This window comes from Nocardia wallacei, from assembly GCF_029868745.1.
In the GTDB taxonomy this organism is placed as follows: Bacteria; Actinomycetota; Actinomycetes; order Mycobacteriales; family Mycobacteriaceae; genus Nocardia; species Nocardia wallacei_B.
In genome coordinates this window covers 1-25,052 of sequence record NZ_JARWOP010000080.1, presented here as the reverse complement: position 1 = coordinate 25,052, position 25,052 = coordinate 1, and the positions used below count along the sequence as shown (strand labels likewise).

Sequence of the window (25,052 nt, the reverse complement as noted above, 5' to 3'; positions counted from 1 at the left end):
CCCGCCGGGGGGGGCGCGGGCGGGGGGGGCCCCCCCCCCCCCCCCCCCCCCCCCCCCCCCCCCCCCCACCCGCGGGTCGGGTGGCCCGCCGCGGCCGCAAGTCGATCTGCCGCCCGGTCAGGTGCCGCGCCAGACCGGCGGTCGTGGTGTCCGCCACCGCCGACGCGAACACCCGCCGCCCGTCACGCAGCACCACGACCCGGTCGGCGACGGCGGTCACCTCGTCGAGTTTGTGGGTGATGAGGATGACGGCCCGGCCGTCGTCGGCGAACGCCCGCAGGACCCGAAACAGGTCGCGGGTCTCGCCGGGTGTCAGCACGCCGGTCGGCTCGTCCAGGATGAGCAGTTCGGCCCCCCGATACAGCGCCTTCAGGATCTCGATGCGCTGCAGCACCCCGACCGGCAGGTCGGCCACCATCGCTTCGACCGGCACCTCGAGACCGTATTCCGCGGCGAGGGCGGTGACCCGCCGGATCGCGTCGCGCCGGTCCCACAGGCCCCAGCGGCCCGGTTCGGCGCCGTAGACGATGTTCTCGACGGCCGTCAGCTGCTCGAAGAGTTGGAAATGCTGGAACACCATGCCGAGCCCGTGCGCGATAGCCGTTGCGGGAGAGGTGAATTCGACCTCACGGCCGTCGATCAGGATGCGGCCGGAGTCCGGGCCGAGCATGCCGTAGAGGATCGACATGAGGGTGGACTTGCCCGCCCCGTTCTCCCCGACCAGGGCGAGGACCTCACCGCGCGCGACGGTCAGGGAGATGGCGTCGTTGGCGAGTACGGTCCCGAACCGTTTGGTGATCGCGTCGAGTTCCAGCGTATCCATCGAGCGGCCTAGTTGTCGGCGTGCGGGATGGTGACGCGGCCCGCCACGATTTGGTCCCTGGCCTCGCGCACGCGCTGCAGGACCTCGGGATGGCGCAGCACTACGCAGCCGCCGGCATCGGCGTCGGCGGTCAGGCTCGTCACGGTCGAACCGTCCTCGGCGAGACCGAATTCGGTGGCCGTGCCGCCCGGCGTGCCCTGCCGAACCTGGGTGAGTAGGTCGAGCATCACCTTGTCGATGCGTTTGATGGCGTTGTCCACCACGACGCCCGGCGCCTGCGGGCACTGGTTGACGTCGACGCCGTACGCCAGCACGTCCCGGCTCTGCGCGGCCGCCTCGAACACGCCGCCGTTGCCGCCGCCGGTCACCGCGTACACTTGGTCGGCTCCGGTGTGAATGGTGGTGAGCGCCAGCTCTTTCGAGCGCGCCGGGTCGCCGACCGCGTTCTCGCCGCCGACGAACAATTGCGACTCGATCACCTGCGGGTTCACGCTGCGCGCGCCCAATGCGAAGGCGTCGGACCAGCGGTGGAAGAACGGGGAGTCCTTGGCGGCCACGGTGCCGATGCGCCCGGTGCGGGTGAGCAGGCCCGCCTCCACGCCGAGCAGATACGACGACTCGTACTCCTTGAACTTGCCGCATCGCAGGTTCTCCGGCACCCGCGGCGGGCACGAATCGACCAGCACGAACTGCTGATCGGGGTGCTGCTCGGCCAATTCCGCGGCGAGATCGTTGAATTCGTAGGTGATCAGGACGATCGTCAGGGGACGCCGGGCGATCGCCGCTTCCAGATTCGCGCGGCGGGACTGCTCGTCGGTGCTCTCGAAGGTGCGCGCGCTCGCGCCCAGCGCCGCGGCCGCCTGCTCGGTCCCGGTCTTGCCGAGCGCGAGGAACTGGTTCTGACCGATCGGGGCATTCGTCACATAGATGATCTCCGCGGCTCCGTCTTCGGCGGAACTACCTCCGCCACAGGCGGTTACGGCGGTGAGCAGGAATGCCGCGACGGCCGCGCCCAGCACACGCAGGGCGCGCCGGGCGCGGGGGAGAGCGTCGAATGCGGCCATGGGCTACCTCGTTGTCGTGCTGTTCCGGCGGTGGGCGAGCACACACCGATTGCTGGCGAAATTAACGCCGCAACAAGGTATTTGACGGAAGACATTCGCTCACCCTGGTCGCAACGATGGGCAGCGGGTACGTGCCGGGCGCACAATGGGCGGCGTCCTGCGCGTTCATCGCGTCCGGCCGGACAATGCCGCCAGCCAGAGGCCGATGGTGGGGCGGAGATCGTCCCCGGCGTGGCCCGGCAGGGAACGGGCGCCGTGCAGGCGGTCGAACAACAGACCCTCCAGCAGGCTGACGAGATCCCGTGCGGCGCGGGCGGAGTCGGCGGCCCCGAGCGAGGCCATCAGCCGTTCGGCGGCGGGAGTGGAGAACAAGCACACCGCCAGCGCGGCCCGCAGGCTCTCGTTCCCGACCGCGTCCGGCACCAGGGCATAGCGGGCCAGCGCGTCGCGCCGACGATCGCCGAGCAGCCGATCCAGTTGCCCGGCAATGAGTCCGGCGGCGTGCTCGAGTGTGTCGGTTCCGGCGGGGACATCCAGTGCGGTCTGGAATGCCTCGCGGGAAGCTTCGGTCAGCCTTGTGATGGCCGCTTCCAGGAGGTCTTGCCGGGTGCGGTAGTAGTACGACGTCGACCCGCGGGCGATGCCGAGGCGGGCGTCGACCGCGTGATGGGTGACCGCCCGGTTGCCGCCGGTGGCCGCGAGGTCGAGCGCGGCCTCGCAGATCGCCCGGCGGCGCGGGGACAGTCCTGCCGGACGGTCGCCGCTACCCATCGCGGCGTGACGTGGACTCGCAGTCCTTCGGCGAAGGTGCGCGCCGCTCCCAACGCCCCGTGTCGCCGTGCGACACCGAAACGCACACGATCATCGCCTCCATGACGGCACCCCTTTCCCGGCCGCCCCCAGTCTGGACGAACGCCTCGGCGTCGATCGCGACGGGGTCCCGGACCCGCGGGCTGGAATCGCGCTGAGTCGAACCCTTCTGCGAACACCGCCCCGGCCCTACGCTCGCTCGGCGAGTCGATGCCGAAGGAAGGGCCACCATGTCGTTGCTGGACACCGCATCGGCGGACGAGCGCCGCGCCGAGCGGGAACCGGAACAACGGCTCGGCGCCTCGGACACCCGCACGGCGATCGTGGCGAGCCTGATCGGCACGACCGTGGAGTGGTACGACTTCTTCCTCTACTCCACCGCGGCGGGCATCGTCTTCGACAAGTTGTTCTTCCCGAACACCAGCGCGTTCGTCGGCACGATGCTGTCGTTCGCGACCTTCGCGGTGGGTTTCGTGATGCGCCCGGTCGGCGGGCTGGTCTTCGGGCATATCGGCGACCGCATCGGCCGCAAGCGCACGCTCGCGCTGACGATGGCGATCATGGGCGGCTCCACGGCGTTGATGGGTGTGCTGCCCACCAGCGCCGCGATCGGTATCGCCGCGCCCATCCTGTTGCTGGCGTTACGGATGCTGCAAGGCTTCGCCCTCGGCGGTGAATGGGCGGGCGCGGTGCTGCTGGCCGTCGAGTACAGCCCTCGCCGCAAGGTCGGGCTGTTCGGCAGTTATCCGCAGGTCGGGCTGGCGCTGGGCCTGGCCTTGGGCACCGGCGTCTTCGCGCTGTTGCGGACGGTGCTGAGCGAATCGGCGTTCCTCGATTACGGCTGGCGGATCGCGTTCGGGGCCAGCGTGGTGCTCGTCGTGATCGGTCTGGTCGTCCGGTTGAAGATCGATGAAACGCCCGCGTTCCGCGAGATCGACCGGCTCAACCGGATCTCGAAAGTGCCTGTGCTGGAGCTGTTCCGGAATCTGCGGACCCGCCGCAACACCGTGCTGGGTCTGCTGTCGCGGTGGGGCGAGGGCGCGGCGTTCAACACCTGGGGTGTGTTCGCGATCAGCTTCGCCACCGGGCGCCTCGGGTTCCGGCAGGTCCCGGTGCTGACCTCGGTGACCATCGCCGCGCTGGTGATGGCGGCGCTCATTCCGGTGTCGGGACGGCTGACCGATCGTTATGGTCCGCGCCGGGTGTACACAGCCGGGATCGCCGCGTACGGGCTGCTGGTGTTCCCGGTGTTCGCACTGTTCGAAGTCGGCAATATCGTGGTCTTCACCCTCGCGATCATCGCGGTGTTCGGGGTGGCGCACGCGCTGTTCTACGGTGCGCAGGGCACGTTGTACGCGGGCCTGTACCCGCCCGAAGTGCGGTACACCGGACTGTCTTTCGTGTATCAGGTCTCGGGCATCTACGCCTCGGGCATCACGCCCATGATCGTCACCGCGCTCATCGCGGCAGCGGGCGGAACACCGTGGCTGGCATGCGGATACCTCGCCGCGACGGCGGTGGTCAGTGTCGTCGCCACCCTGTTCATCAGCGAAGACGACCGCCTCACCAGCTGATGCGCGTGCGTTCGCCACCTCGGCCCCGCACGAGGCGGTGCCCGGGCAGAGGGGGGGATGCGGTGCTCGCGTGACCGGAGCCTCGGTAGCTTGCGCGTCGCCCGGGTAGTAGTGCAGACTGATTGCGTATTGCAATCGGCTCGATGGTTCGTCACTGCGGGCCGACCGACCGAGGAGTGCCATGACTGTCCGGACCACCCGGGAGATCGCCGCCGATCCGTCCAGTATCTTCGCTGCCTTCGCAGACCCCTCGCGCTTGCGGAACTGGTGGGGCCCAGCCGGTTTCACGAACACCTTCGAGGTCTGCGAATTCGAGCCCGGCGGCAAATGGACGCTCGTGATGCATGGACCGGATGGAAGAAATTATCCGAACGAGAGCATCTTCAGCGAGATCGAGCCCTCGAAACGCATCGTGATCGATCACATCTCCCAACCCAAGTACGTCCTCACGATAACGCTCGAGCCGACCTCCTCTGGCACAACCCTCGTCCACTGGCACCAGACCTTCGAAAACCCGAGAGTCGTAGCACGTCTCACCCGGACCACAGAGTCGGGCGAGACCATCGTCCCTCCGAACGAGGAGAACCTCGACCGCCTCACCGCTGAAGTGCTCCGCGTCCGCGCCGAATGAGCCGCCGGTCAGCAACGACGGTCTGTCATGGCTGGTCAACGCCAGCTGGGGAGCCAGAGGTGGTTCTGCCAGTTTCCGGGGGTGATGGGGAAGGCGGTGAGGATGGGCCACAGCCAGATGAAATTCGCCACTACTATGCCGAGATAGAGGGACACCGTCAGGAGGGTGAGGGTTCGTCTTTCGGTGGGGATCAGGAACTTTCGGCCGTCGGGGGTGCGGGTGAAGGGGGCGGGGCCGAGGATGTCGCCGAGCAGCAGGGCCAGGCCCATGACCAGGAACGGGGCCATGGGGACGGCGTAGAAGTAGTACATCTGGCGGTCCAGGTCCAGGAACCACGGGAGGATTCCGGCGCAGTAGCCGACCAGCACGGCGGCATAGCGCCAGTCGCGGTGGGTTACGCTGCGCCACAACGCCCACGACAGCATGGGTAGCGACAGCCACCACAGTGCGGGCGTGCCGATCAGCATCACGGCCTTCACGCACGCGGGCTGACCGCAGTTGCCGGTCGCGCTGTCGGAATAGTGAAAAAGCATGGGGCGCAGGCCCATCGGCCACGACCACGGTTTGGATTCCCAGGCGTGATGGTTGCCCGCCGAATTCGTCAGGCTCTTGTGGAAATCCAGGGATTCGCCGTGGTTGTGCCACAGCGAACGCAAGGCATCCGGCATCCACGACCAGCCGCCGCCGAGGCCGATGGTGCCCTTTCCGGCGGCGGGATTGCCGACCGAATACCGGTCGTAGCCATCCTCGCTCGCGAACCACGCACCGTAGCTCGCCAGATAGACCAGCAGCGGAACCCCGACGAGCGCATACAGCGCGGGACCGATATCGCGCACGACCGTGCCGGCCCACGGCCGCGGCACCCCGTAGGCGCGGCGCGCGGCGACATCGAACAGGACCGACAGCAGACCGAACGCCGCGATGAAATACAGCCCGGACCACTTTGTCCCGCATGCCGATCCGAGCAGCACCCCGCCGCCGAACCGCCACCACCGCACACCCAGCCGAGGACCGAACGCGCTCGCCGCGATTCGCCCCTCGGCATCGGCGCGCGCCAATCGGGCCCGCACCTCGTCGCGATCCACGACCAGGCAGCCGAACGCGGCGGTGACGAACACCGCCTGGAAGATGTCGAGCATGCCGATGCGGGAGGAGACGAAGGCGGTGCCGTCACAGATCAGCAGCAGGCCCGCGATCGCGCCGATCATCGTGGAGCGCGTCAATCGGCGGGTGATGCGAATTACCAGCAATACCAACACCGTTCCGAAGATCGCCGCGGTGAAGCGCCAGCCCCACGGGGTGTAGCCGAACACCACCTCGCCCAGCGCGATCAGCTGCTTGCCGACCGGCGGGTGCACGATCACCCCGTACGCCGGATTGTCCTCGACCCCGCTGCCGGTGAGCATCTCCCAGGCCTGGTGGGCATAGTATTTCTCGTCGAATGTCGGTGTGCCGCCGTCGGTGGGATAGCCCAGATTCAGCAGCCGGGTGACCGCGGCCATCGTGGTGAGGACCACGGTGACCAGCCAGCCGCGCAGCCTGTCCGCCGGGCCGAAATCGGGAGCGGGCCGCAGCGGCGCCGGGCTGGACGGGGCCGCGCCGGTGGCCGCTCGCGCGTCGGTCAGCTGGGTCACCGACCGATCGTATGCGGTCGTCCGCGCGGTGGCCGGGCAGTCGACTCACAGCGAATCCCCAGGGAGCGTCGACCCGATCCCCAGCCCGCTGCCGGAGCATGGGGTGCGACACGCGCGAGAGGACTGCCATGACGACGACCGAAGCGCCCGCCGATCGGGCCGAGCCCACCGCACCGCGAGAGTCGCCGCCGCGGCGACAGCGCGGCAAACGCCTGCTGTTCGGGCCGCCCGAGCAGCCCCGGTGGGCGCGTCCGGCACTGTGGGCGTTGCTGGCGGTGACGCTGGTGGGCTATCTGTGGGGTCTGAGCGCTCTCGGCTGGGCCAACGAGTACTACGCCGCCGCGGTCCAGGCGGGCACGCAGAGCTGGAAGGCGCTGCTGTTCGGCTCGCTCGACTCCGGGAACGCGATCACGGTCGACAAGCCGCCCGCGTCGCTGTGGGTGATGGGGTTGTCGGGGCGGCTGCTGGGATTCGGCACGTTCTCGATGCTGTTGTCCCAGGCGCTGATGGCGGTGGGGTCGGTGGCCCTGCTGTACGCGGCCGTGCGGCGGTGGAGCGGACCGGCGGCCGGGCTGCTCGCCGGCGGTGTGCTGGCGCTGACGCCGGTGGCGGTCACCATGTTCCGGGACAACAATCCGGACGCGCTGCTGGTGTTCCTGATGGTGGTCGCGGCCTACTGCGTGGTGCGCGCGATCGAGCGTGGCAGTGGGTGGTGGCTGGCGGGGGCCGGTGTCGCGGTCGGATTCGGGTTCCTGACCAAATTGCTGCAGGCGTTTCTGGTGCTGCCCGCCTTCGCGCCGGCGTTTCTGATCGCGGCGCCCATCGGATTGTGGCAGCGGATCTGGAAGTTGCTGGGAGCTGCTGTGGCGGTGGTTGTTTCGGCGGGGTGGTTCCTGGTGCTGGGGGCGCTGTGGCCGGCGGACTCGCGGCCCTACATCGGTGGTTCCACGAACAACAGTCTGTTGCAGCTGGCGCTCGGGTACAACGGGCTCGGCCGTGTCTTCGGTGGTGAGGGCAACGGTGGGCCGGGCGGTGGGTTCGGTGGTGGTCCTGGTGGTGGGCCGGGTGGTGGTGGATTCGGCGGTGAGCCTGGCGGCGGCCCTGTTGGTGGTCCCGGTGCGATGTTCGGCGGAGATACCGGTCTCACGCGACTGTTCCGCGACACGATGGGTACCGAGATCTCCTGGCTGCTGCCGGCGGCGTTGATCGGGTTGGCGGCGCTGCTGTGGTCCACGAGGGCGACGCCGCGCACGGGACGCACGCGGGCCGCGCTCGTGCTGTGGGGCGGCTGGCTGCTGGTGACCGGTATCGTCTTCAGCTTCATGAAGGGGATCATCCACCCCTACTACACGGTGGCGCTGGCCCCCGCCCTGGCGGTGTTGATCGCGCTGTCCGTCGTCGAATTCTGGCGCGACAGAACGTCGTTCACGTCGCGAGCGGTTCTGTCCGTGATGTCGGCCGTGACCGGTGTGTGGGCGTTCGTACTCCTCGGCCGCACACCCGACTGGTTCCCGGCGCTGCGCTGGATCGTGCTGATCGGGTGCCTCGTGGTCGCGGCCGTCATCGTCGCGGGCGCACACCGGCTGGGGAAGTGGACCGCCGTGCTCGCGGCAGTGGGCCTGATCACCGGCCTCGGCGGCCCGACCGCCTTCGCGATAAACAATGTGGCCGTATCGGATTCGCACACCGGCGGCATGCCGACCTCGGGGCCGAAGACCGATCACGGTAATGGGGGCGGTCCCGGAGCTTCGGGTAACGAAATGCCCTCGGGCGCAACGGGAAGCGATGACAAGGTCCTGCGTCGCACTGGCCCGGGTCGTTCCCCGGACAATGCCGCGCTGAACACCTTGCTGCGGGGGACGGACAACCGCTGGGCCGCGGCGGCGATTGGATCCCACGAGGTCAGCAGTCTCGAACTGGCCACCGGGAAGTCCTTGATGGCGATCGGCGGGTTCAACGGCGGTGACCCGTATCCCACCCTCGCCCAATTCCGGAAGTACGTGGCGGATGGGCAGATCCGCTACTTCATCGGTGGCGAGCAGCGTGGTCCCGGCCGATCCGGTCCCGGCGCCGAGATCGTGGAATGGGTCAAGACCCACTTCACCGCCGTCGACGTCGGCGGCACGACGGTATACGACCTGGCCGCCCCGGTACCATAACCCCCGGCGCAACCCTTGCCCCACGCCCGCGGACCCACATCCGCACCGGCCGCGGCGGCAAGGGTCGCGCCTGTCGTAGTCGAACTCGCGCGAACTCAGAGGCTAGCGCGCAGTATGTGGATCGCGCGTAGCGCGCCGGGCGGTTCACCCTCGAACCCCACGGATTCCCCGAGGTAATGGGCGATGAGGTCCGGCGCGGCGTGGTCTTCGATCTCTGTGAAGCCGAGGGCGCGCAGCTGTCCGGCGATGCCATCGGGCGTGAAGTAGCTGAACAAGGGTTCGCCGATGGCGGCCAGCCGGTCGGCGCGCGCCTGCTGATACGTTCGGCCCTCGTCGGTGTCCGCGGGCTGCAGGTAATCGAAGACCACCTCGACCGGCCGGGCCTGTCCAGCGATGTATTCGAGGGTGGTGCGGGCGGCGGTCGCGGACAGATAGAAGACGACGCCGAGCCACACGAATACCGCCGGGTCCGTCCGGCCGAATCCAGCGGATTCCAAACCTGCTGCCAGAGACCGGGTTTCGAAGTCGACCGGCACGAACGTCAACGTGCCGGGACGGTCGATCCCGCTCGCGGCGAGGCGCGCGCGTTTCCACTCCTGGGTGGCGGGATGGTCGACTTCGAAGACGCGCAGGTCGGGGTGTGGATTGCGGTAGGCGAAGGTGTCCAGTCCCGCGCCGAGGATCACGACCTGCCGTACACCGGCGGCGACGGCCGCGGCCACCCGGTCCTCGGCGAAGCGCGCGCGGGTCGCGAAGAACAGGCGGCGCGGCCGATCGACCGCCACGGCGCCGGGGTGATTTTTCGCGAGCGTCTCCGATTCGGACAGTTCGGCCGAGGTCACACCGAGCAGAGGCGCCGCCAGAGGGTCGGTGAAGATCCGTCCTCGGTCGGCGACCTGGTGATAAGCCCGGGCATACGCGGTCAACAGCGCGGTTCGACTGGGTCCGTCCTCCATGATCAAGAAACCTACTCATGAACACGACGCGCGGGCTGTGAACTCACTCACGCGCGTTTCGCTGCCCCGACCGTGTCGCTATGGCGAGTCGACCTCGACATTGCCATCGTCGAAGAATCGCCGTCGCACTCAGCGCCCTGAGGGCGAGGTCGGTCGGGCCGATGTTCGGCAGGGCTCCCAGGAAACACACAGCTCGAGCGCAGGTGAAGTCCACGATGGGTGCGCAGGATCGGACCGGTGACTTCGACCGTGCTGGAATCTGTGGAACTGCCTGCCGAGCGATCGCGACCGGTGGACGCGCGTGCCCGGAGGTGGCGGCGGCTGTCGCTGGCGGGGCTGCTGGCGGTGACCGCGGTGCTGTATTTGTGGGGGCTCGGGGCCGGTGGCTGGGCGAATCAGTTCTATGCCGCCGCGGTGCAGGCGGGCTCGACCAGTTGGAAGGCGATGCTGTTCGGGTCCAGCGACGCCGCCAACGCGATCACCGTGGACAAGGCTCCGGGTGCGCTGTGGGTGATGGATCTGTCGGCGCGGCTGTTCGGGTTCAACTCGTGGAGTCTGCTTGTGCCGCAGGCACTGGAGGGTGTGGCGGCGGTGGGCGTGCTGTACGCGGCCGTGCGGCGGGTCGGCGGGCACTGGCCGGGAATCCTGGCCGGTGCGGTGCTGGCGCTGACTCCGGTGGCGGCGTTGATGTTTCGCTACAACAACCCGGACGCGCTACTCGTGCTGCTGCTGACCGTCGCCGCCTACTGTGTGCTGCGATCGATCGAAAAGGACGCTGCCGCATGGTGGTTGCCGCTGGCGGGGGTGGCTGTCGGGTTCGGGTTCCTCGCCAAGATGATGCAGGCGTTCCTGGTGCTTCCGGCCTTCGCTCTCGTGTATCTGCTCGCGGCGCAGGCGCCGTGGCGGAAGCGGATCCTGCGGTCGGTGTCCGCGGTGCTCGCCATGGTGCTGTCGGCGGGGTGGTATCTGCTTCTGGTCGAGCTGTGGCCGGCGGGCTCCCGGCCGTACATCGGCGGGTCGCAGGACAACAGCATTCTCGAATTGACGTTCGGGTACAACGGTTTCGGCCGGATCACCGGGAACGAGACCGGCGGCCTAGGCAACACCGACTTCGACGCCGGATGGGACCGGCTGTTCGCCTACCAGATGGGCGGACAGGTGGCATGGCTGCTGCCCGCGGCGGCAATCCTGGGCGTGGCCGGCCTGTGGCTGCGGCGACGGGCGCCGCGCACGGACGCGGTGCGCGCGGGGTTGTTGCTGTGGCTGGGCTGGCTGGTCGTGACCGGCGTGGTGTTCAGCTTCTCCAGCGGCATCCTGCACCCGTATTACACCGTCGCCCTGGCTCCGGCCATCGGCGGCGCGGTAGGCATAGGTGCGACCTTGGTATGGCAGCGCCGCAACGACTTTCGCGCGAACCTCGTGCTGGCGAGTGCGCTGGCCGCCACCGTCTGGCTCGCCTGTGTCCTGCTCCGGCGCACCCCGGACCGGCTGCCGTGGCTGGCTCCGGCAATCGTGGTCGCGGGCGCGCTGGGCGCCGTGCTCCTGCTGGTGCGACCCCGGCTTCCCAAGGCCGTCGCCGCCGGTTCGGTAACCCTCGCACTGCTTGCGGCCGGAGCGGGGCCCGCAGCGTATGCCCTTGCGACAGTTGCCGATACGCATTCAGGCGCGATGCCTTCCGCGGGCCCGGCCGGAGCCGGTCACTTCGGCCCGGGCGGCCCACGCCCCGGCGGCCGAGACGGCCAGGGAGCCGACGGCCGCAGAGCCACCGCCACAACCCCGGGCGCGCAATCAGGTACGGGAGGACCGGGGGGTATGAGGATCGGCGGGCCGTTCGCGTCGGTGCGGCCGGGCGCGAACATTGTGGCGGCGCTGCATGCCGATGCCGGTGACTACACGTGGGCGGCCGCGATGATCGGATCGGACAATGCCGCCGCCTATCAGCTGGCGACGGGCGATCCGGTGATGGCGATCGGCGGCTACAACGGCACCGACCCGGCACCCACCCTGGAGCAGTTCCAGCAGTACGTGGCGCAGCACCGGATTCACTACTTCATCGACGGCTCGGTCATGTTCGGCATGCGCGGCGCCACCACCGGCAGCCAGGAGTCCGCCCATATCGCAGCCTGGGTAAAAGCCCACTACACAGCCCGGACCATCGACGGCGTAACCATCTACGACCTCACCACCACGCCCTGATCCGCAGCCGAGCGACCCAGGTCCGGCCACGGGCCGGTGACCGCACGGCCGAGCGGGCGGGCTCGGGGCCTCCGGAGAACGTCGTTGACGAATTTTCGGAAACCGATTACGTGGTCCGGTCCGGTGGGTAAACATCAATGGTCGGTGCCGGTCCGCCGGTGTCGCGGTTGGTCCGCCGGTGGGTGTTCACCGGCGCTGGGTCCCGGACAGGAGGCCTCTGATGTGGCGAGACATCACGAGTTCGGTGGTGTGGCGGCACCTGGTGCGTGGCATCGTGCTGCTCGGCTCCGCGTCGTGCGGAGCGGCCGGGGTTTACGCCGAGTATCACCGCGCGCTGCAGGACGCCGCCGCGGCCCAGGCGGACGGACCGATCGAGCCGGATTGGTCGATTCCGCACCAGTGGTACGAGGAGGCGCACCGCTCGGGCCGCCCGGACCTGTCGTGGTGAATTCCCCGCAGCGGGGTTCAACGAGCCTGGACAACGTCCTTCGGCCACGACACCGGCACCGCGAGTAACCGCGCGTCGCGGGTGGGACGCTGCTCGGGCTCGAACAGCGAAGGCGCGGTGCACAGGAACAGCGTGCGCCCGTCCGCGCCACCCAGCGCGCAGTCGAATACGCCTGCGTCGACCCGTATTTCGTCGACCAGGCCGCCGCCCTCGCGGACCCGGACGGCCCGGCCGTGCAGGCAGTCCGCGACCCACACGGCGTCGTCGGCGTCCGCGCACAGGCCGCCCGGGGCCACCGCGGGCCGGGGCATCGGCCGGCCGCCGCCGTCGTCCTGCGCGGCGGGCCCGAAGGCCGCCCACGTCCGCCGGTTGATCAGGCCGCCGTTCGGGGCGATGTCGAAGGCGGTGATCCGATCGTCGGCGGTCTCCGCCACCACCAGCACCTCGCGGGACAGAATCGCCATGCCGTTGGGAAACGCCAGATCCTCGGCCACCACGGTGACCAGCCCGTCCGGATCGACCCGGACCAGGCCGCTGGATTTGATCGGCTCACCCGCTGCCGGATCGAATCCGAAATTGCCCACATAGGCGCGCCCGCGGGCATCCACCACCATCTCGTTGGCGTCGCCCGGCAGTACCGCGGACAGATCGGCGTACTCGCGGACCGTGCCCCGGTGGTCCCGCACGAGCAACCGGCGGTCCTTCATCGACACGATGAGCAGCCTGTCGTCCGGTAGGAAGCCCAGCCCGCCGGGCCGGCCGGGCACCTCGGCGACCACCTCCACCGCGCCGCGCCCGTCGGTCGCCAGCACCCGGCCGGTACTGAAGTCCGACACCCACAGCATGCCCCGATGCCACAGCGGCGACCCGAGATACGAGCAATTGTCCAGCGCCGCACCCACCCGGCGAACCGGGCGCGCGGACCTCACTGGCTCACTCCGTAGCACGTCATTGCGACCATCCATGGGTTCGATCGGGCGCCGCCCACCTGCCGGACAGCTGCCGTCACCGCGCTTTCGCTGCGCCGACAGCGACGGGTATCGACAACGGACCGATGGTGAAGAAGGACGGTGAATAGGTGATGTCGTTCGGGTCGACCAGTACCGCGAGCTCTGGCAATCGACGATACAGCGACGCGAGCGCGAGCCGGCCCTCCAACCGCGCGAGCCCGGCACCGATACAGAATCGAGGCCCGTGACCGAAGCCCAGATGCCCGGCCTGTCGTGTGCGCGTGATGTCGAATTCGTGCGCTGTGTCACCGAATTCGGCCGGATCGACGCCGCAGGCCTGGTAGACCACGCCGACCGCGCTGCCCTGGGGGATGGTGACACCCGCGATGTTCACCTCGGTCAGCGTGAACCGCCAACTCGTCATCATCACCGAGTGGCGATACCGCACCGTCTCCTCGACCACGTCGGCCCAGAGGTCGCCCGCCCGGGCCAGTTCGAGCTGGCGGGGATGCTGGGACAGCGCCAGGATCGCGTAGCCGAGCATGTGCACCGTGGTCTCGTGGCCGGCGACCAGCATGATCCACAGGACCGCGACCAGTTCCTCCGCGGTGAGCTTGTCGTCCTTGTCGCGCGCCCGTACCAGATGGGAGGTGAGGTCCTCGCCCGGCTCCCGCTCCTTCCGCTCGACCAGCTCGTGCAGATACGCCATGAGCCCGCTCTGCGCGGCGAACGCCTCCTCGGGAGAAGTGTTGTGCGCCAACAACGTCGCGGTCCACTGCCGCAACTGCCCGCGATCGGTCTCGGGCACGCCGAACAGCTCGCAGATCACCGCCATCGGCACCGCCTCGGTGAAGGCCGGCACCAGGTCGACGCCGTCACCGGCGGCGATCACGTCGTCGAGGAGATCATCGATGATGTGCTGGATGCGCGGCTCGAGCGCGCGCACCCGGGCCGGGGTGAACGCCGTGCTGATCAGGCCGCGCAGCCGCCGATGCTCGCGGCCGTCCTTGGTCGACAGATGCTCGCCCTGCACCACGGCGCGCAGCGGCCAATCCTCGGGAATGGTTCCGTCGTGCAGCGCGGGCCAGTGTTTCGGGTCCCGGACGAAGGAAATATTGTCGCCGCCGAGGATTTCGCGCACGGCATCGTAGGTCAGCGCCAGATAACCGGCCACGCCGCCCGGGAATTCCACCTCGACCACGGGCGCGATCTCCCGCAGCCGCAGGCAGGTTTCGAGCGGACTCTCGTCCGCGGCGGGGAACGCAGGAAGATTCCTCATCGGACCGCTCCTCTCGACTGGCCCAGCCATCACCGGACCTTTCGAGCACGAGTATCGCCCCACCCCACCCCGTTCACGCCCCGCATCCCCGGATCCTGCCCCGTACCGGAAAACGGGCGTATCAAAACAGAATTGACCCCCTCGACACCTGGTCGACCGGCGCGGGACGGCGTGTCTACGAAGAGGTTTCCGCTCCGGCGGCGCCGACCGCCGCTACCCCCGGCTCGGTCTCCGGTTCGGGGTCGGCGGGGTGGGCGGGCGGAGCGCCGCGGCCGGGCGCCCACAGGCCGAGTACGAAGGCGACGACGAGGGTGATACCGCCGAGCACCGTGGTGGCCTGCTGGAGTCCGTGCACGAACGCGGATTCGGCGAACTCGGCGAGCGGTTTCGCGGACGGGCCTATCCGGTCGGTCACCTCGAGGGCGCCGGCCAGAGAACTGGAGATCGGCTCGCGGGCCTGCTCGGGGACCAAGGGGAGGGCCGGTGCGATGTGCTTGCTGTAACCGGCGGCGAGGATGCTGCCGGACAGCGCGATGCCCAGTGCCGCACCGACTTCCCGGGCGGCGTCGTTCACGGCGGCGGCGACGCCGTGCTTGTCGGCGGGCGTGCCGTCGATGATCGCCGCGGTCGCCGGCGCAGCCGACAGCCCCAGCCCGGTGCTCATGATCAGCAGCGGCCACAGTACGTCCACGAAGGTGCTCGAGGTCGACACGTGCGCCAGCGACAGCAGGCCCACCCCGACCACCGCCAGCCCCGTAGCGGTCGGCAGGCGCAGCCCGAACCGCTCGGCCAGCCACGGCGCCACGATCGACAGCCCGATCATGGGAGCGATCATCGGCGCCATCGCCAGCGCCGAGAGCAGCGGCCCGTAGCCGAGAATCAGCTGGAAGAACTGCACGATCACCATGAAAAGCCCGAAGGACACGGCGAATTGGACCGCCACCGATACCGTGCCGGTCCCGAACCGCCGCCCGGTGAACAGCCGCACATCGAGCAGCGGATGCGCGACCCGCAGTTCGATCAGCACGAAGACACCGGCGGCGGCCAGCCCGGCGCCCGCCGCGAGCAGCACGACCGCATCGGTCCAACCGCGTTGCGGCGCTTCCAATGCCGCGACGGTGACCAGACCGATGGCGACGGCCGCCGACAGCGCGCCCCACGGATCGAAGGCGGGCCGTGACGAGTCCGCGGACTCGGGAACCGTGTACGCCGCCACCGCCAGCACGGCGCCCGCCGCGGCCATCGCGATCATGATCGACAACCACGACCAGCGCGCCATCAACAGCCCCGAGCCGAGGATGCCCAGCACCGCGCCGCCGCCCACGGTCCCGGCCCAAATGCCCACGGCGACACTGCGTTTCTCCCGCGGCAGCCCGGCGGTGAGAATCGACAGCGTGGACGGCATCACCAGCGCCGCGCCCGCTCCCGCCACGGCCCGGGCCCAGATCAGCCAGATCGGCCCGTGGACCACGAGCGGCACCGCCGAGGCGGCCGCGAACAACACGAGCCCGGCGATCAGTACCAGCCTGCGGCCGTAGCGATCACCGAGGGCCCCGGCGGGCAGCACGAGACAGGCCAGCGCCAGGGTGTAGCCGTCGATGACCCAGGTCAGCTGCGCCTGGGTGGCGCCGGTGTCGGCGGCGATCGCGGGCAGCGCCGTGTACAGCGCCGCCATGGAGGCCACGACCAGCGCCACCGCCACGCAGGAGACCGCCACCACCCAGCGCAGCCGTGCCGACAGTCCAGTCACGGTCGAGGCCATGGGATCTCCCAAGAAATGAAACTGACAGTATCGCTACGCTACTAGCAGTAGCATAAGTAGTGTGGCCGGCAATAGGGCCACCGAGGAGGAATCCCGCGTTCATGACTACGATCACAGTCGAGGGGCGACCGGGGCCCGCGGAGGTCGACCCGCGCCGGGCCCGCTCCCGCGCCCGGTTGCTGGAGGCCGCCGCCGAACTGCTGAGAACCGGTGGGCTGGAGGCGATCACGGTGGACGCGGTGACGCGCCTTTCGCACGTCGCCCGCACGACGCTGTACCGGCATTTCGACAATGTCGTGCACCTGCGTGCAGCGACGCTCGAGCATCTGCTCCCGCCGGTGGTCGAGGCGCCGACGGAAGGCACGCTGCGCGAGCGCCTCATCGAACTGGTCGGCCGGCAGGCGGACGTGATCAGTGAGGCGCCGCTGCACCTGACGACACTGGCCTGGTTGGCGACGGCGGATGCCGGCGACGCGGGCGCCGGGGCGCGAGCCGGTGCGCTGCGGCGGCGGTTCATCGACAACTACCGTCGTCCGTTCGACGAGCTGTTCGGCGGCGAGGAGGGGCGCGCGGTGCTCGGCGACCGCGACCTCGCCGCGGTGCTGGCCCAGCTCATCGGCCCGTTCGTGTTCGTGAGGCTGTCCGGGATCGGCAGCGCCACCCGGGCCGACTGTGCCCGCATCGTCGACGATTTCCTGGCGGCGCGGGCGGCCCGCGACGACCGGCCGGCGAGCTGACCGCCGCCGCTGCTCACATTCCATCACTGATGAGAATGATATTCTCTCAGAGTAGATATTTCCTTCTCAAACGTGGGTGGCCACGGCGCCTGCCCGCGGCGAGGATGTGCGATGACGGAACCTGCCGTGCTCGCGTTCGAGGACGACGAGTACACGCTCGGGCACCTCGAGCGGCTCGCCGCCGGCTTGGCCGCCGAACTCGCCGGTCGCGGCGTGCGCGCGGGCGGCCGGGTGGCGCTGATGTCGTCGAACCGGCCGGAGTTCGTGGTCGCCGTGCTGGCGATCTGGCGGCTGGGTGCGGCGGTGGTCCTCGTGAGCCCGGCCTGGAAACGCCTCGAGGCCGAACACGCTCTGCGGCTCACCGGCGCCACGCACGGTGTGGGCGATCATCCGGTACTCGCCGAACTGCTGCCCGTACGGCACCTGGACGAGCCGATCACCCCGAGCGACCGGACATTCCCCGAGCCGCCGCCCGGCGCGGACGCGGCCCTCGTATTCAGCTCCGGGACAACCGGATTGCCCAAGGCCGTCCGGCACACCCACGCCTCGATCGCCGCGGCCGTGCGGCATTGGCGCGAGGTCCTGGACCTGACGTCCTACGACCGATTACAGATCGCCACACCGCCCTCGCACATCCTCGGCCTGCTCAATATCGTCACGGTCCTGGAATCCGGCGCCTGGATGCGGCTGCACCGCCGCTTCGATCCGGAGCGGATGCTGGCGTGCATTCAGCGCGACCGGATCACGATCGAGATGGCGGTCGCGCCGATCGCGCTCGCCGTCGCGTCGCATCCGGAATTGGAGCGCTTCGACCTGTCCTCCCTGCGCTACATCATGTGGGGCGCGACGCCGGTGACCCCGAGCGTCGCCGAAACCGTCACGCGCCGCACGGGAGTCGGCTGGCTGCCCGCCTACGGCGCCACCGAACTGCCGGTCATCGCCTGCAACCCGATCGGCGGCGCGCGGCTGGACAGCGTGGGCCGCGCGGCGCCCGGAGTGACGCTGCGGGTGGTGTCGCTGGACACCGGCCAGCCGGTGGGACCCTCGGAAACCGGTGAGCTGCAAGCCCGCTCGGCCTCGGTGATGGCCGGGTACCTGCCGGACGAGGCGACCGCCGCCGCATTCGACGACGGCTGGTTCCGCACCGGCGATGTCGGCTCGATCGACGCCGACGGCTGGATCCGGCTCACCGACCGCGCCAAGGAGATGATCAAGGTCCGCGGGTTCCAGGTCGCGCCCGCCGAATTGGAGCAGGTGCTGTACGGACACCCGGCCGTCGCCGACTGCGCGGTGTTCGGGGTCCCGGATCCGGCCGACGGCGAGGCGATCGTCGCCGCGGTGACCGCGCGCGAGCCGGTCGCGGCGGAGGAACTGATCGAGTTCGTCGGCGAGCGGCTGGCGGCCTACAAGCGGCCGCGGCGGGTGGTGTTCGTGCCGGAGATCCCGCGGCTGCCCTCCGGCAAGGTGCTGCGCCGGGTACTGGTACAGCAATACGCGCGGTGACTCACGATCAGCCCAGCACGGGGACGATCGGCGGCAGATCCAGCGTGGTGTGGATGCCGGGTGCGGCCGCGCAGACGAGGGGCACCGCGTTGACGGCGCGATTGGCGGTATAGCCCGGCGACGTTTCGGCCATGCGGGACAACGGGAACGGGAATCGCAGATCGACCTCCAGCGGCGCATCGCCGACCACCGAGACATGCCAGCCGGTGTCACCGAGATGCCAGTCCGCGGCTATCTCGGTGGTGCAGTACCAGGTGGCGCGGAAGCTCAGGACCGGGTTCCCGGCGGCATGAGCCGATACGGTGATCCGCTGTGCCGCAACCGTTCCCGCCTCGATGATGCCCGCGGCGACGGCGGTGCGGGCGCGGGCGGTGGCGACCTCGCCGTCGGCGCGCACCGCCTCGATCCCGATCCCGAGCGCGTCCGCGAGCAGCCGCAGGGAGGGCCCGAAACTCGCGGCCACATGATCTACCCGGCGGCGGTCGAACTCTCCCGGCGGCTGCCCGAAACCCATGACGTCGAACAGGATTCCGGGCGAATCGCGCTGTGAGAGATCGGCGTATTCGTCGATCGCGAGCCGGTCGAGGCGGCGCTGGATCGACGACAGCGCCAGCGGCACGGCCTCGGTGATGAATCCGGGACTGCTGCCGGTGCTGTGGATCGAGGCGCCGCCGAGCGCGCACGCGTTCTCGATCTCCTGGCGCAGCGCCGGATCCATGCTCGGCGGATGATGCAGTTGCCCGCAGGTCGTCACCACATTCGCGCCCGCGCTGAGCAGCCGGACGACGTCCTCGGGGTTGAACGTGCGCGGCATGTACAGCACGCAGTCGGCGTCCAGATCGATGATCTCGCCCACGTCGCAGGTCGCCCGCACACCGGTGGTCCCGGCGCCGCACAGTTCCCCGGCATCGCGCCCGGCCTTGTCGGGGGAGTGGACGTACAGGCCGGCGAGGGTCATGTCCGGATGGTCGAGAACGCCACGCAGTGCCCGCGCGCCGATAGTGCCCGTCGCCCACTGCGCCACCCGATACGGGCGTCGCGCAGCCGGAGGGTGGAACTCGCTGTCGGACAATGCACTCGGTCGCATGAACCGAGTGTAATCAAACTTCTCTCAAGTTGAGAACGCTATTCTCGCTACTTGGTGAAGCCGTGCGCGCAGAAGTTCCAGACCTCATCGGCGGTAAGCGGATTCTGGTTTTCGTCGTCGGTCGTACCCGACGATTGTGCGGTGAACATCACGGTCTGCATCACCATGGCCGCGGCCCGATGCGGCGCTACGCCGGAGCGCAGATGGCCGGCCTGCTCGGCCTGCTCCATGAGCTCGGCGAACAGCGCCAGCAGCGGTGCGTGCGCGACCTTGACCTGCGTCGGATGCGACACCAGCAGCTGCGGGGCGAAATCGGTGAACAGCGGACGCTGCGCGGCCGGGTCGGGCCGGCACAGCTCGAACAGCAGCTCGACGGTGACCTGTAGCTTGTCGAGAGGCTTCTTCTTGCCGTCCGCGGCGGCCCGCAGCTGTTCGGCGGTGCGGCTCAGGGCGTCCTCGAACAGTGCCAGCAGCAGCTCGTGCTTACCGTCGAACTGCAGGTAGAAGCTCCGCAGCGACTGACGGGAACGGTCGACGACCTCCTGCACGGTGAAGTCGGTGGTGCCCTTCTCGGTGATGATGGCCTGGGCGGCGTCGAGGAATTTCTGTACCCGTTGTTCGGCGCGCCGTTTCGCGGTGCGCAGCGAGCGCTCGACGGCGCGCTGCTTCCAGGCGGGCTCTTCGCTCGGACTGGTCACGGGCGCCACGGTCCTCGGTCACGTGAAGAGAACATGAAGGCACTGTACCGGAGAATGCCATGACAACCCGCGTCCAGGTCGCGTGTCCACCATCATTCACGAGATTAAGCATTTTGATTTGTGAGAATTCAATTCTCAGTGATGGGAAATGTGCGCCGCCCCCCTCAGATGCTCAGTACGGAAGCGGCAGCCGTGCCGGGCGCTCCGTACACCTGGGCGTAGCCTACCGTGGGTTTCCCGGGGACCTGCCGGTCGCCGGCCAGCCCGCGCAGCTGCAGGACCAGTTCGTAGACCTGCCGGATGCCCGACGCGCCGATCGGCTCGCCGTTGGCGATCAAACCGCCGTCGGTGTTCACCGGGATGCGCCCGCCGATCTCGGTCGCACCCTCGGCGAGCAACTTCTCCTGGTCGCCGTCGGCGCAGAAGCCGTTCTCCGCCATATGGATGACCTCCGAGCCCGCGTCGGTGTCCTGGAGCTGCGCGACGCCGACATCCTCGGGGCCGATGCCCGCGGCCTCGTAGGCGGCCCGGGAGGCGTACACGGTGGGCGAGACGTCCTCGTCCACGGCGGCCCAGGTGCTGTGCACCTCGTAGGCGCCGTAGCGGCGCGTGCGGATCGCGCTGGAGCGCAGGTAGACCGGCTTGGTCGTGTACCGGGCGGCGAGATCCCCGCGGCACATGATCACCGCCGCGGCGCCCTCGTCCGGCGCGCAGAACATGTACTGCGTCAGCGGGTAGTTCAACATCGTCGAGGACAGGATGTCGTCCTCGGAGATCGGCTTGCGGCGGAAGGCATTCGGGTTGAGCGCGCCGTTGCGGAGGTTCTTCGCGGCGACCTTGGCGAGGGTGCGCTGGGAGATGTTGTGCTCGTGGATGTAGCGATTCGCCTTGATCCCGAAGAACTTCGTGGTCACGAACTGGCCGTTCTCCGCGTACCAGGCCGGCAGGCCGAGCTTGGCCGGATCGTCGGTGAACGCGCCGCGCGGATGCTTGTCCATGCCGACGGCGATGCCGATGTCGTAGCGACCCGACCGGATCGCCTCCGCGGTCTGCTCGATCGAACTGGCCGCTGTCGCACAGGCATTGAACACGTTGGTGAACGGGATACCGGTGAGGCCGACCAGCCGGGTGACGGCGTCGGGGTTGCTCACCTCGTAGCTGCCGCCGAACCCGAACTGGATGTCCTTCCACTGGACCCCCGCGTCGGACAGCGCCAGCTGGATCGCCTCGGCGCCCATCTCGATGGCGGTCTTGGGGAATCGGCCGAACGGGTGCAGGCCCACGCCGATGATGGCAACATCGTTCATCTCAAAGCTCCTTCGTCCCGATCCATCTCACACCGGCGTGAATGCGCACGTGAGGACCTCGTCTCCGGCGTCGTCCACATACAGCGGGACGAATGTCAGCTTGAGCTCCATGCCGAAGCGCAGCACCTGCGGGTCGGCGGTGGTCAGCCGCGTCTCGACACGCACCTGCTCGTCCAGCTGGATCAGGCCGATGCCGAACGGCTCGAAATTGTCGGCGTTCTCCTTGCCGGCGTAGGGCAGCTTCGGGACGAAACCCTGTGTCGTCCAGGCCACCAGCGTGCCGCGGCGCGGCAGCAGCAGGTCGATCATGTCGGCGGCGCTGCACCGCGGGCAGCGCGGCTGCCGGGGCCAGGTCGTCGCGCCGCACGCGCCGCAGCGGCTGCCGATCAACTGCGGATTGTCCGCAGGCCAGGTCGAGACGTCTGGCGCGAGTGCCTTCGACATCGGGCGTCCTCCTTGTTCTTCCGGGTCAGCCGCGGGTGCGCTCGAAGGCGTGCGGGATGCCCGAGTCGTGGTTGCCGTTGCGGCGGATGAAGGTCATGCGGCGGGTGCGGATCCGCCAGCCCTCGGCGGTGCGGGCGTAGGTGTCGGTGTAGTAGCCGATGCGCATGTCGTGGGTGCTGTGGTCGATGAAGCACAGCGGCTGCGTGCCGGTGCCGGTGTCGCCGTCGAGGTCGAGCACCGGCAGGCCGGTGAGGAACAGACCCTTCGGCGCGGCCGCCACCAGGTCCGGGAACAGGTCCAGGGTGTAGGTGTCGCCGAAGGCGCTGTAGGTGCCGTCGGGCGTGAATACCGCGAGCAGCCCGTCGATGTCGCCCTTGGTGATGGTCACCGCGTAGCGGGCCAGCACCTGCTGGAGCTCGAGCAGATCATCGCTTGTCGACATGGACCTTGCCGCCTTTCATCACGAATCGCACGTCTTGCGTGACGGTGATGTCGCGCAGGGGATCTCCGGGGACCGCGATGACGTCGGCGAGCAGTCCCTCGGCGAGGCGGCCGCGATCGGGCGCGTCGATCAGGTCGGCCGCGTTCACCGTCGCCGCGCGTAGCACATCGGCCGGGCTGAGGCCGCGCTCCACCAGCGCGACGAGTTCATCGGCGTTGCGCCCGTGCGGAATTGCCGGAGCGTCGGTGCCGACGGCGATCCGCACGCCGGCCTCGTAGGCCGCGCGGACCGAGGCGCGCGCCTTGGGGAACATCTCGGCCGCCTTGGCCTGCAGCGCCGGATCGGCCTTGGAGACGTCCATGGCGTCGGCGAGCCGGGTGGTCGGGACCAGCCAGGTATTCGCCTCGACCATCAGCTTGATGGTCTCGTCATCGATGAGGAAGCCGTGCTCGATGCAGTCGATGCCCGCCGCGACGGCGTGCTTGACCGCGTCCGCGCCGTGCGTGTGCGCGGCCACCTTCAGCCCGCGCCGGTGCGCCTCGTCGACGATGGCACGCAGCTCCTCGTCCGAATAGTGTTGCGCGCCAGGCGCTCCGGTGAGCGACATGACGCCGCCGGAGACGCAGATCTTGATCAGCTGGGCGCCGTGCTTGATCTGGTAGCGCACCGCCTTGCGGACCTCGTCCACGCCGTTGGCGATGCCCTCCTCGAGGGTCAGCTTCAACACGTCGGGCGCGAAGGCGGAGAACATGGTCGGGTCCAGGTGCCCGCCGGTCGGCGTGATGGCGTGGCCGGCCGGGACGATGCGCGGTCCCTCGATCCAGCCCTGGTCGATCGCCTTGCCCAGCGCCACGTCCAGCAGATACCCGCCGGTCTTGACGAACAGGCCGAGATTGCGGACCGTGGTGAACCCGGCGCGCAGCGTGCGGCGCGCGTTGCCGACCGCGCGCAGCATGCGCAGCGCCGGATCATCTTTCACGCTGGAGGCCAGGCCGGTCTCGCCGCGCCCGCCCATCAGGAGATTGACCTCCATATCCATCAGGCCCGGCAGCAGGATCGCGTCGCCGAGATCGATGACCTCGTCGCTGTCGGCGCGCGCCGCGCCTCCGACGCCCGCGATCCGGTCGCCGTCTATTCGCAGGATGCCGGGTCGCACGATCTCGCCGGAATCGACGTCCAGCAGGCCCGCCGCTCTGAGGGTCAGCATGGTCAGCCCAGGCCGGTGATGATCACGGCGTTGGTGTCGGCGGCCTTGTGCCGCAACGGCTTCGCCTTCTCGTAGGCGGGGGAGTTGTACCAGGCGTGGGCGGCCTCGACGGACTCGAATTCGAGGATCACGGTCTGGTCGCCGTGCCACTCGCCCTCCAGCACCTGCGGCTGCGAGTCCACCGCGAGCGCGCGCACCCCGGCGGCTCCGGTCGCGGGCGCCGCGGCCGCGGCGTAGGCCCGCATCCCGTCCGGATCCTTGATCGCTTCGGTGAAGATGACGTATGCCTTGGGCATTTCAGACCACCTGCTCTCGGTCGTTGTTTTCGGTATCGGCCTGCGCGCCGCCCTCGGGTTCCACGCCGAAGGTGTTGAAGGCCATGGCCAGCAGGATGTAGTTCCCCACTGTGAAGATCAGGTCCATGCGCTCGCGTTCGTCGAGCCGCTCGCCGAGCGCGGCCCAGACCCGGTCGGACAGGCGCGCGTGCTCGCGCAGCTCGTCGACCGCGTCGAGCACCGTCTGGTCGAAGGGGTCGGGGAGCCGCCCCTGCTGCACACCGGCGATGTCCGCGGCCGACAACCCCTCCTGCGGGGCCATCTCGACGTGGCTGTGCCACTCGTAGGCGCAGGCGGTGACGTGCGCGATCCGCAGCACCACCAGCTCCCGCACCCGGGCCGACAGGCTGGACCGGAACAGCACGTGCACACCGAATCTCAGGTACGCCTCGGTCAGTTCCGGATATCGGACGAGGGTCGACATCGCCGGCCCGGCGCCGTCGGGGTTCTGGCGCTCGCGGGGCAGCAGCGGCCGTAATGCGGCACGGGTCCGGTCGTCCCATTGATCGGCCGGCAGCGGGGGCACGCGCATCCGCACTCCTCTCGTGAGAATCACATTCTCAATTTATGCCCATTAGATTTCCATGCGGGCGCTCCGGAGTCAATCTCGCGATCGCGTGGAAAACGTGCTAGCGGAGCAAGGGGTGGAGGAGTGCGCTTGCCGCCGGTCGCATGAAGTGGGAATATTCTTCTCTGAACACAGAACACAGTTCTTCGACTCGCATCGGCGGCGGAGGGGAAACGGATGATCGAGGTCCTGACGGCGGTCCGGCCGTGACCGCGCCGCGGGACGTGGCGGGCCGCATCGCGCGGCAGTCACTGGCCGAGCGGGAGGCCGACTACGCCGGCGAGGTACGCCGCTTGCTCGATGCCGCACTGGGTTTGATGCGGACCGGCGGGGGCCGCGGGGCCCCCCCCGGGGGGGCCCGGCGGGGCGCCCGCCCGGGGGGGCGACCCCCCCGAAAAAACGCCAATCCCGACCAAGACCAGCCCCGGGGGGGGGGGG

The 25,052-nt window shown here is 69.3% G+C and carries 23 protein-coding genes and 1 pseudogene; 8 read left to right on the top strand and 16 right to left on the bottom strand.

Features of this window, described 5'->3' with window-relative positions:
• From QH470_RS05625 to QH470_RS05615, 3 genes are all read right to left on the bottom strand, one after another.
• On the bottom strand, positions 1–823 hold an 823-nt coding region (locus QH470_RS05625; RefSeq protein ID WP_280271185.1), incomplete at its 3' end, for an ATP-binding cassette domain-containing protein.
• A gap of 8 nt (positions 824–831) precedes the next feature.
• Positions 832–1,887: a BMP family ABC transporter substrate-binding protein gene (locus QH470_RS05620; protein ID WP_280271184.1), complete on the bottom strand. Its 1,056-nt coding sequence runs from the start codon at positions 1,885–1,887 to the stop codon at positions 832–834.
• Positions 1,888–2,052: 165 nt separating this feature from the next.
• Entirely contained in the window at positions 2,053–2,658 is a 606-nt protein-coding gene (locus QH470_RS05615) for a TetR/AcrR family transcriptional regulator (protein WP_280271183.1), read from the bottom strand.
• Positions 2,659–2,927: 269 nt separating this feature from the next.
• Here QH470_RS05615 and QH470_RS05610 point away from each other — a divergent pair, with 269 nt between their 5' ends.
• Both QH470_RS05610 and QH470_RS05605 read left to right on the top strand, forming a co-directional pair.
• Positions 2,928–4,271 (top strand): MFS transporter, encoded by a 1,344-nt coding sequence (locus QH470_RS05610; protein WP_280271182.1) that lies wholly within the window; start codon positions 2,928–2,930, stop codon positions 4,269–4,271.
• 181 nt (positions 4,272–4,452) lie between these two features.
• Positions 4,453–4,902 (top strand): SRPBCC domain-containing protein, encoded by a 450-nt coding sequence (locus QH470_RS05605; RefSeq protein ID WP_280271181.1) that lies wholly within the window; start codon positions 4,453–4,455, stop codon positions 4,900–4,902.
• 35 nt (positions 4,903–4,937) lie between these two features.
• Here the strand turns inward: QH470_RS05605 and QH470_RS05600 are convergent, their stop codons facing one another.
• Complete coding sequence (locus QH470_RS05600) at positions 4,938–6,536, bottom strand: dolichyl-phosphate-mannose--protein mannosyltransferase (RefSeq protein WP_280271180.1); 1,599 nt, start codon at positions 6,534–6,536, stop codon at positions 4,938–4,940.
• 128 nt (positions 6,537–6,664) lie between these two features.
• On the opposite strand from QH470_RS05600, the gene QH470_RS05595 reads away from it, so the two are divergent.
• Positions 6,665–8,695 (top strand): ArnT family glycosyltransferase, encoded by a 2,031-nt coding sequence (locus tag QH470_RS05595; protein ID WP_280271179.1) that lies wholly within the window; start codon positions 6,665–6,667, stop codon positions 8,693–8,695.
• 95 nt (positions 8,696–8,790) lie between these two features.
• On the opposite strand, the gene QH470_RS05590 is transcribed toward QH470_RS05595, so the two are convergent.
• Positions 8,791–9,654 (bottom strand): class I SAM-dependent methyltransferase, encoded by an 864-nt coding sequence (locus tag QH470_RS05590; protein WP_280271187.1) that lies wholly within the window; start codon positions 9,652–9,654, stop codon positions 8,791–8,793.
• 225 nt (positions 9,655–9,879) lie between these two features.
• On the opposite strand from QH470_RS05590, the gene QH470_RS05585 reads away from it, so the two are divergent.
• The gene (locus QH470_RS05585) at positions 9,880–11,847 is read left to right on the top strand and encodes a glycosyltransferase family 39 protein (protein ID WP_425302611.1); all 1,968 of its coding nucleotides are present in this window, start codon (positions 9,880–9,882) and stop codon (positions 11,845–11,847) included.
• A gap of 220 nt (positions 11,848–12,067) precedes the next feature.
• Positions 12,068–12,295: a hypothetical protein gene (locus tag QH470_RS05580; protein WP_280271178.1), complete on the top strand. Its 228-nt coding sequence runs from the start codon at positions 12,068–12,070 to the stop codon at positions 12,293–12,295.
• A 17-nt stretch (positions 12,296–12,312) separates the two neighbouring features.
• Here QH470_RS05580 and QH470_RS05575 read toward each other — a convergent pair whose 3' ends face one another.
• The 3 genes from QH470_RS05575 to QH470_RS05565 all read right to left on the bottom strand — a co-directional run bounded on the left by QH470_RS05575 (position 12,313) and on the right by QH470_RS05565 (position 16,286).
• Positions 12,313–13,224 (bottom strand): SMP-30/gluconolactonase/LRE family protein, encoded by a 912-nt coding sequence (locus tag QH470_RS05575; protein ID WP_280271177.1) that lies wholly within the window; start codon positions 13,222–13,224, stop codon positions 12,313–12,315.
• A gap of 76 nt (positions 13,225–13,300) precedes the next feature.
• The gene (locus QH470_RS05570; RefSeq protein ID WP_280271176.1) at positions 13,301–14,524 is read right to left on the bottom strand and encodes a cytochrome P450 family protein; all 1,224 of its coding nucleotides are present in this window, start codon (positions 14,522–14,524) and stop codon (positions 13,301–13,303) included.
• 175 nt (positions 14,525–14,699) lie between these two features.
• Positions 14,700–16,286, bottom strand: a complete 1,587-nt coding sequence (locus tag QH470_RS05565; protein ID WP_280271175.1) for an MFS transporter — start codon at positions 16,284–16,286, stop codon at positions 14,700–14,702.
• A gap of 101 nt (positions 16,287–16,387) precedes the next feature.
• On the opposite strand from QH470_RS05565, the gene QH470_RS05560 reads away from it, so the two are divergent.
• Together QH470_RS05560 and QH470_RS05555 are read left to right on the top strand one after the other, a co-directional pair.
• Positions 16,388–17,023: a TetR/AcrR family transcriptional regulator gene (locus QH470_RS05560; protein ID WP_280271174.1), complete on the top strand. Its 636-nt coding sequence runs from the start codon at positions 16,388–16,390 to the stop codon at positions 17,021–17,023.
• Between the two features lie 111 nt (positions 17,024–17,134).
• The gene (locus QH470_RS05555) at positions 17,135–18,526 is read left to right on the top strand and encodes a class I adenylate-forming enzyme family protein (protein ID WP_280271173.1); all 1,392 of its coding nucleotides are present in this window, start codon (positions 17,135–17,137) and stop codon (positions 18,524–18,526) included.
• 7 nt (positions 18,527–18,533) lie between these two features.
• Here QH470_RS05555 and QH470_RS05550 read toward each other — a convergent pair whose 3' ends face one another.
• The 8 genes from QH470_RS05550 to QH470_RS05515 all read right to left on the bottom strand — a co-directional run bounded on the left by QH470_RS05550 (position 18,534) and on the right by QH470_RS05515 (position 24,578).
• Entirely contained in the window at positions 18,534–19,613 is a 1,080-nt protein-coding gene (locus QH470_RS05550) for an NAD(P)H-dependent amine dehydrogenase family protein (protein WP_280271172.1), read from the bottom strand.
• Positions 19,614–19,660: 47 nt separating this feature from the next.
• Entirely contained in the window at positions 19,661–20,311 is a 651-nt protein-coding gene (locus tag QH470_RS05545) for a TetR/AcrR family transcriptional regulator (protein WP_280271171.1), read from the bottom strand.
• A 164-nt stretch (positions 20,312–20,475) separates the two neighbouring features.
• On the bottom strand, positions 20,476–21,618 hold the full coding sequence (locus QH470_RS05540; RefSeq protein WP_280271170.1) for a thiolase family protein: 1,143 nt from the start codon (positions 21,616–21,618) through the stop codon (positions 20,476–20,478).
• 27 nt (positions 21,619–21,645) lie between these two features.
• The gene (locus QH470_RS05535) at positions 21,646–22,062 is read right to left on the bottom strand and encodes a Zn-ribbon domain-containing OB-fold protein (protein ID WP_280271169.1); all 417 of its coding nucleotides are present in this window, start codon (positions 22,060–22,062) and stop codon (positions 21,646–21,648) included.
• A gap of 25 nt (positions 22,063–22,087) precedes the next feature.
• Positions 22,088–22,504, bottom strand: a complete 417-nt coding sequence (locus QH470_RS05530) for a nuclear transport factor 2 family protein (protein ID WP_280271168.1) — start codon at positions 22,502–22,504, stop codon at positions 22,088–22,090.
• Positions 22,488–23,711 (bottom strand): metal-dependent hydrolase family protein, encoded by a 1,224-nt coding sequence (locus QH470_RS05525; RefSeq protein ID WP_280271167.1) that lies wholly within the window; start codon positions 23,709–23,711, stop codon positions 22,488–22,490. The genes QH470_RS05530 and QH470_RS05525 overlap by 17 nt, the downstream gene beginning before the upstream one ends.
• Before the next feature lie 2 nt (positions 23,712–23,713).
• Positions 23,714–24,007, bottom strand: coding sequence for a DUF1330 domain-containing protein (locus QH470_RS05520; RefSeq protein WP_280271166.1), 294 nt, complete (start codon positions 24,005–24,007; stop codon positions 23,714–23,716).
• A gap of 1 nt (position 24,008) precedes the next feature.
• Complete coding sequence (locus QH470_RS05515; RefSeq protein WP_280271165.1) at positions 24,009–24,578, bottom strand: carboxymuconolactone decarboxylase family protein; 570 nt, start codon at positions 24,576–24,578, stop codon at positions 24,009–24,011.
• 242 nt (positions 24,579–24,820) lie between these two features.
• On the opposite strand from QH470_RS05515, the pseudogene QH470_RS05510 reads away from it, so the two are divergent.
• A pseudogene (locus QH470_RS05510) lies at positions 24,821–25,052 on the top strand (hypothetical protein); the annotation flags it as partial.

What these genes read in the sequence shown, in the direction of transcription:
- QH470_RS05620 (WP_280271184.1), bottom strand. Translation starts at nt 1,887, where the DNA reads ATGGCCGCATTCGACGCTCTCCCCCGCGCCCGGCGCGCCCTGCGTGTG.
- QH470_RS05615 (WP_280271183.1), bottom strand. Translation starts at nt 2,658, where the DNA reads ATGGGTAGCGGCGACCGTCCGGCAGGACTGTCCCCGCGCCGCCGGGCG.
- QH470_RS05610 (WP_280271182.1), top strand. Translation starts at nt 2,928, where the DNA reads ATGTCGTTGCTGGACACCGCATCGGCGGACGAGCGCCGCGCCGAGCGG.
- QH470_RS05605 (WP_280271181.1), top strand. Translation starts at nt 4,453, where the DNA reads ATGACTGTCCGGACCACCCGGGAGATCGCCGCCGATCCGTCCAGTATC.
- QH470_RS05595 (WP_280271179.1), top strand. Translation starts at nt 6,665, where the DNA reads ATGACGACGACCGAAGCGCCCGCCGATCGGGCCGAGCCCACCGCACCG.
- QH470_RS05580 (WP_280271178.1), top strand. Translation starts at nt 12,068, where the DNA reads ATGTGGCGAGACATCACGAGTTCGGTGGTGTGGCGGCACCTGGTGCGT.
- QH470_RS05570 (WP_280271176.1), bottom strand. Translation starts at nt 14,524, where the DNA reads ATGAGGAATCTTCCTGCGTTCCCCGCCGCGGACGAGAGTCCGCTCGAA.
- QH470_RS05565 (WP_280271175.1), bottom strand. Translation starts at nt 16,286, where the DNA reads ATGGCCTCGACCGTGACTGGACTGTCGGCACGGCTGCGCTGGGTGGTG.
- QH470_RS05560 (WP_280271174.1), top strand. Translation starts at nt 16,388, where the DNA reads ATGACTACGATCACAGTCGAGGGGCGACCGGGGCCCGCGGAGGTCGAC.
- QH470_RS05555 (WP_280271173.1), top strand. Translation starts at nt 17,135, where the DNA reads ATGACGGAACCTGCCGTGCTCGCGTTCGAGGACGACGAGTACACGCTC.
- QH470_RS05550 (WP_280271172.1), bottom strand. Translation starts at nt 19,613, where the DNA reads ATGCGACCGAGTGCATTGTCCGACAGCGAGTTCCACCCTCCGGCTGCG.
- QH470_RS05540 (WP_280271170.1), bottom strand. Translation starts at nt 21,618, where the DNA reads ATGAACGATGTTGCCATCATCGGCGTGGGCCTGCACCCGTTCGGCCGA.
- QH470_RS05535 (WP_280271169.1), bottom strand. Translation starts at nt 22,062, where the DNA reads ATGTCGAAGGCACTCGCGCCAGACGTCTCGACCTGGCCTGCGGACAAT.
- QH470_RS05530 (WP_280271168.1), bottom strand. Translation starts at nt 22,504, where the DNA reads ATGTCGACAAGCGATGATCTGCTCGAGCTCCAGCAGGTGCTGGCCCGC.
- QH470_RS05525 (WP_280271167.1), bottom strand. Translation starts at nt 23,711, where the DNA reads ATGCTGACCCTCAGAGCGGCGGGCCTGCTGGACGTCGATTCCGGCGAG.
- QH470_RS05520 (WP_280271166.1), bottom strand. Translation starts at nt 24,007, where the DNA reads ATGCCCAAGGCATACGTCATCTTCACCGAAGCGATCAAGGATCCGGAC.
- QH470_RS05515 (WP_280271165.1), bottom strand. Translation starts at nt 24,578, where the DNA reads ATGCGCGTGCCCCCGCTGCCGGCCGATCAATGGGACGACCGGACCCGT.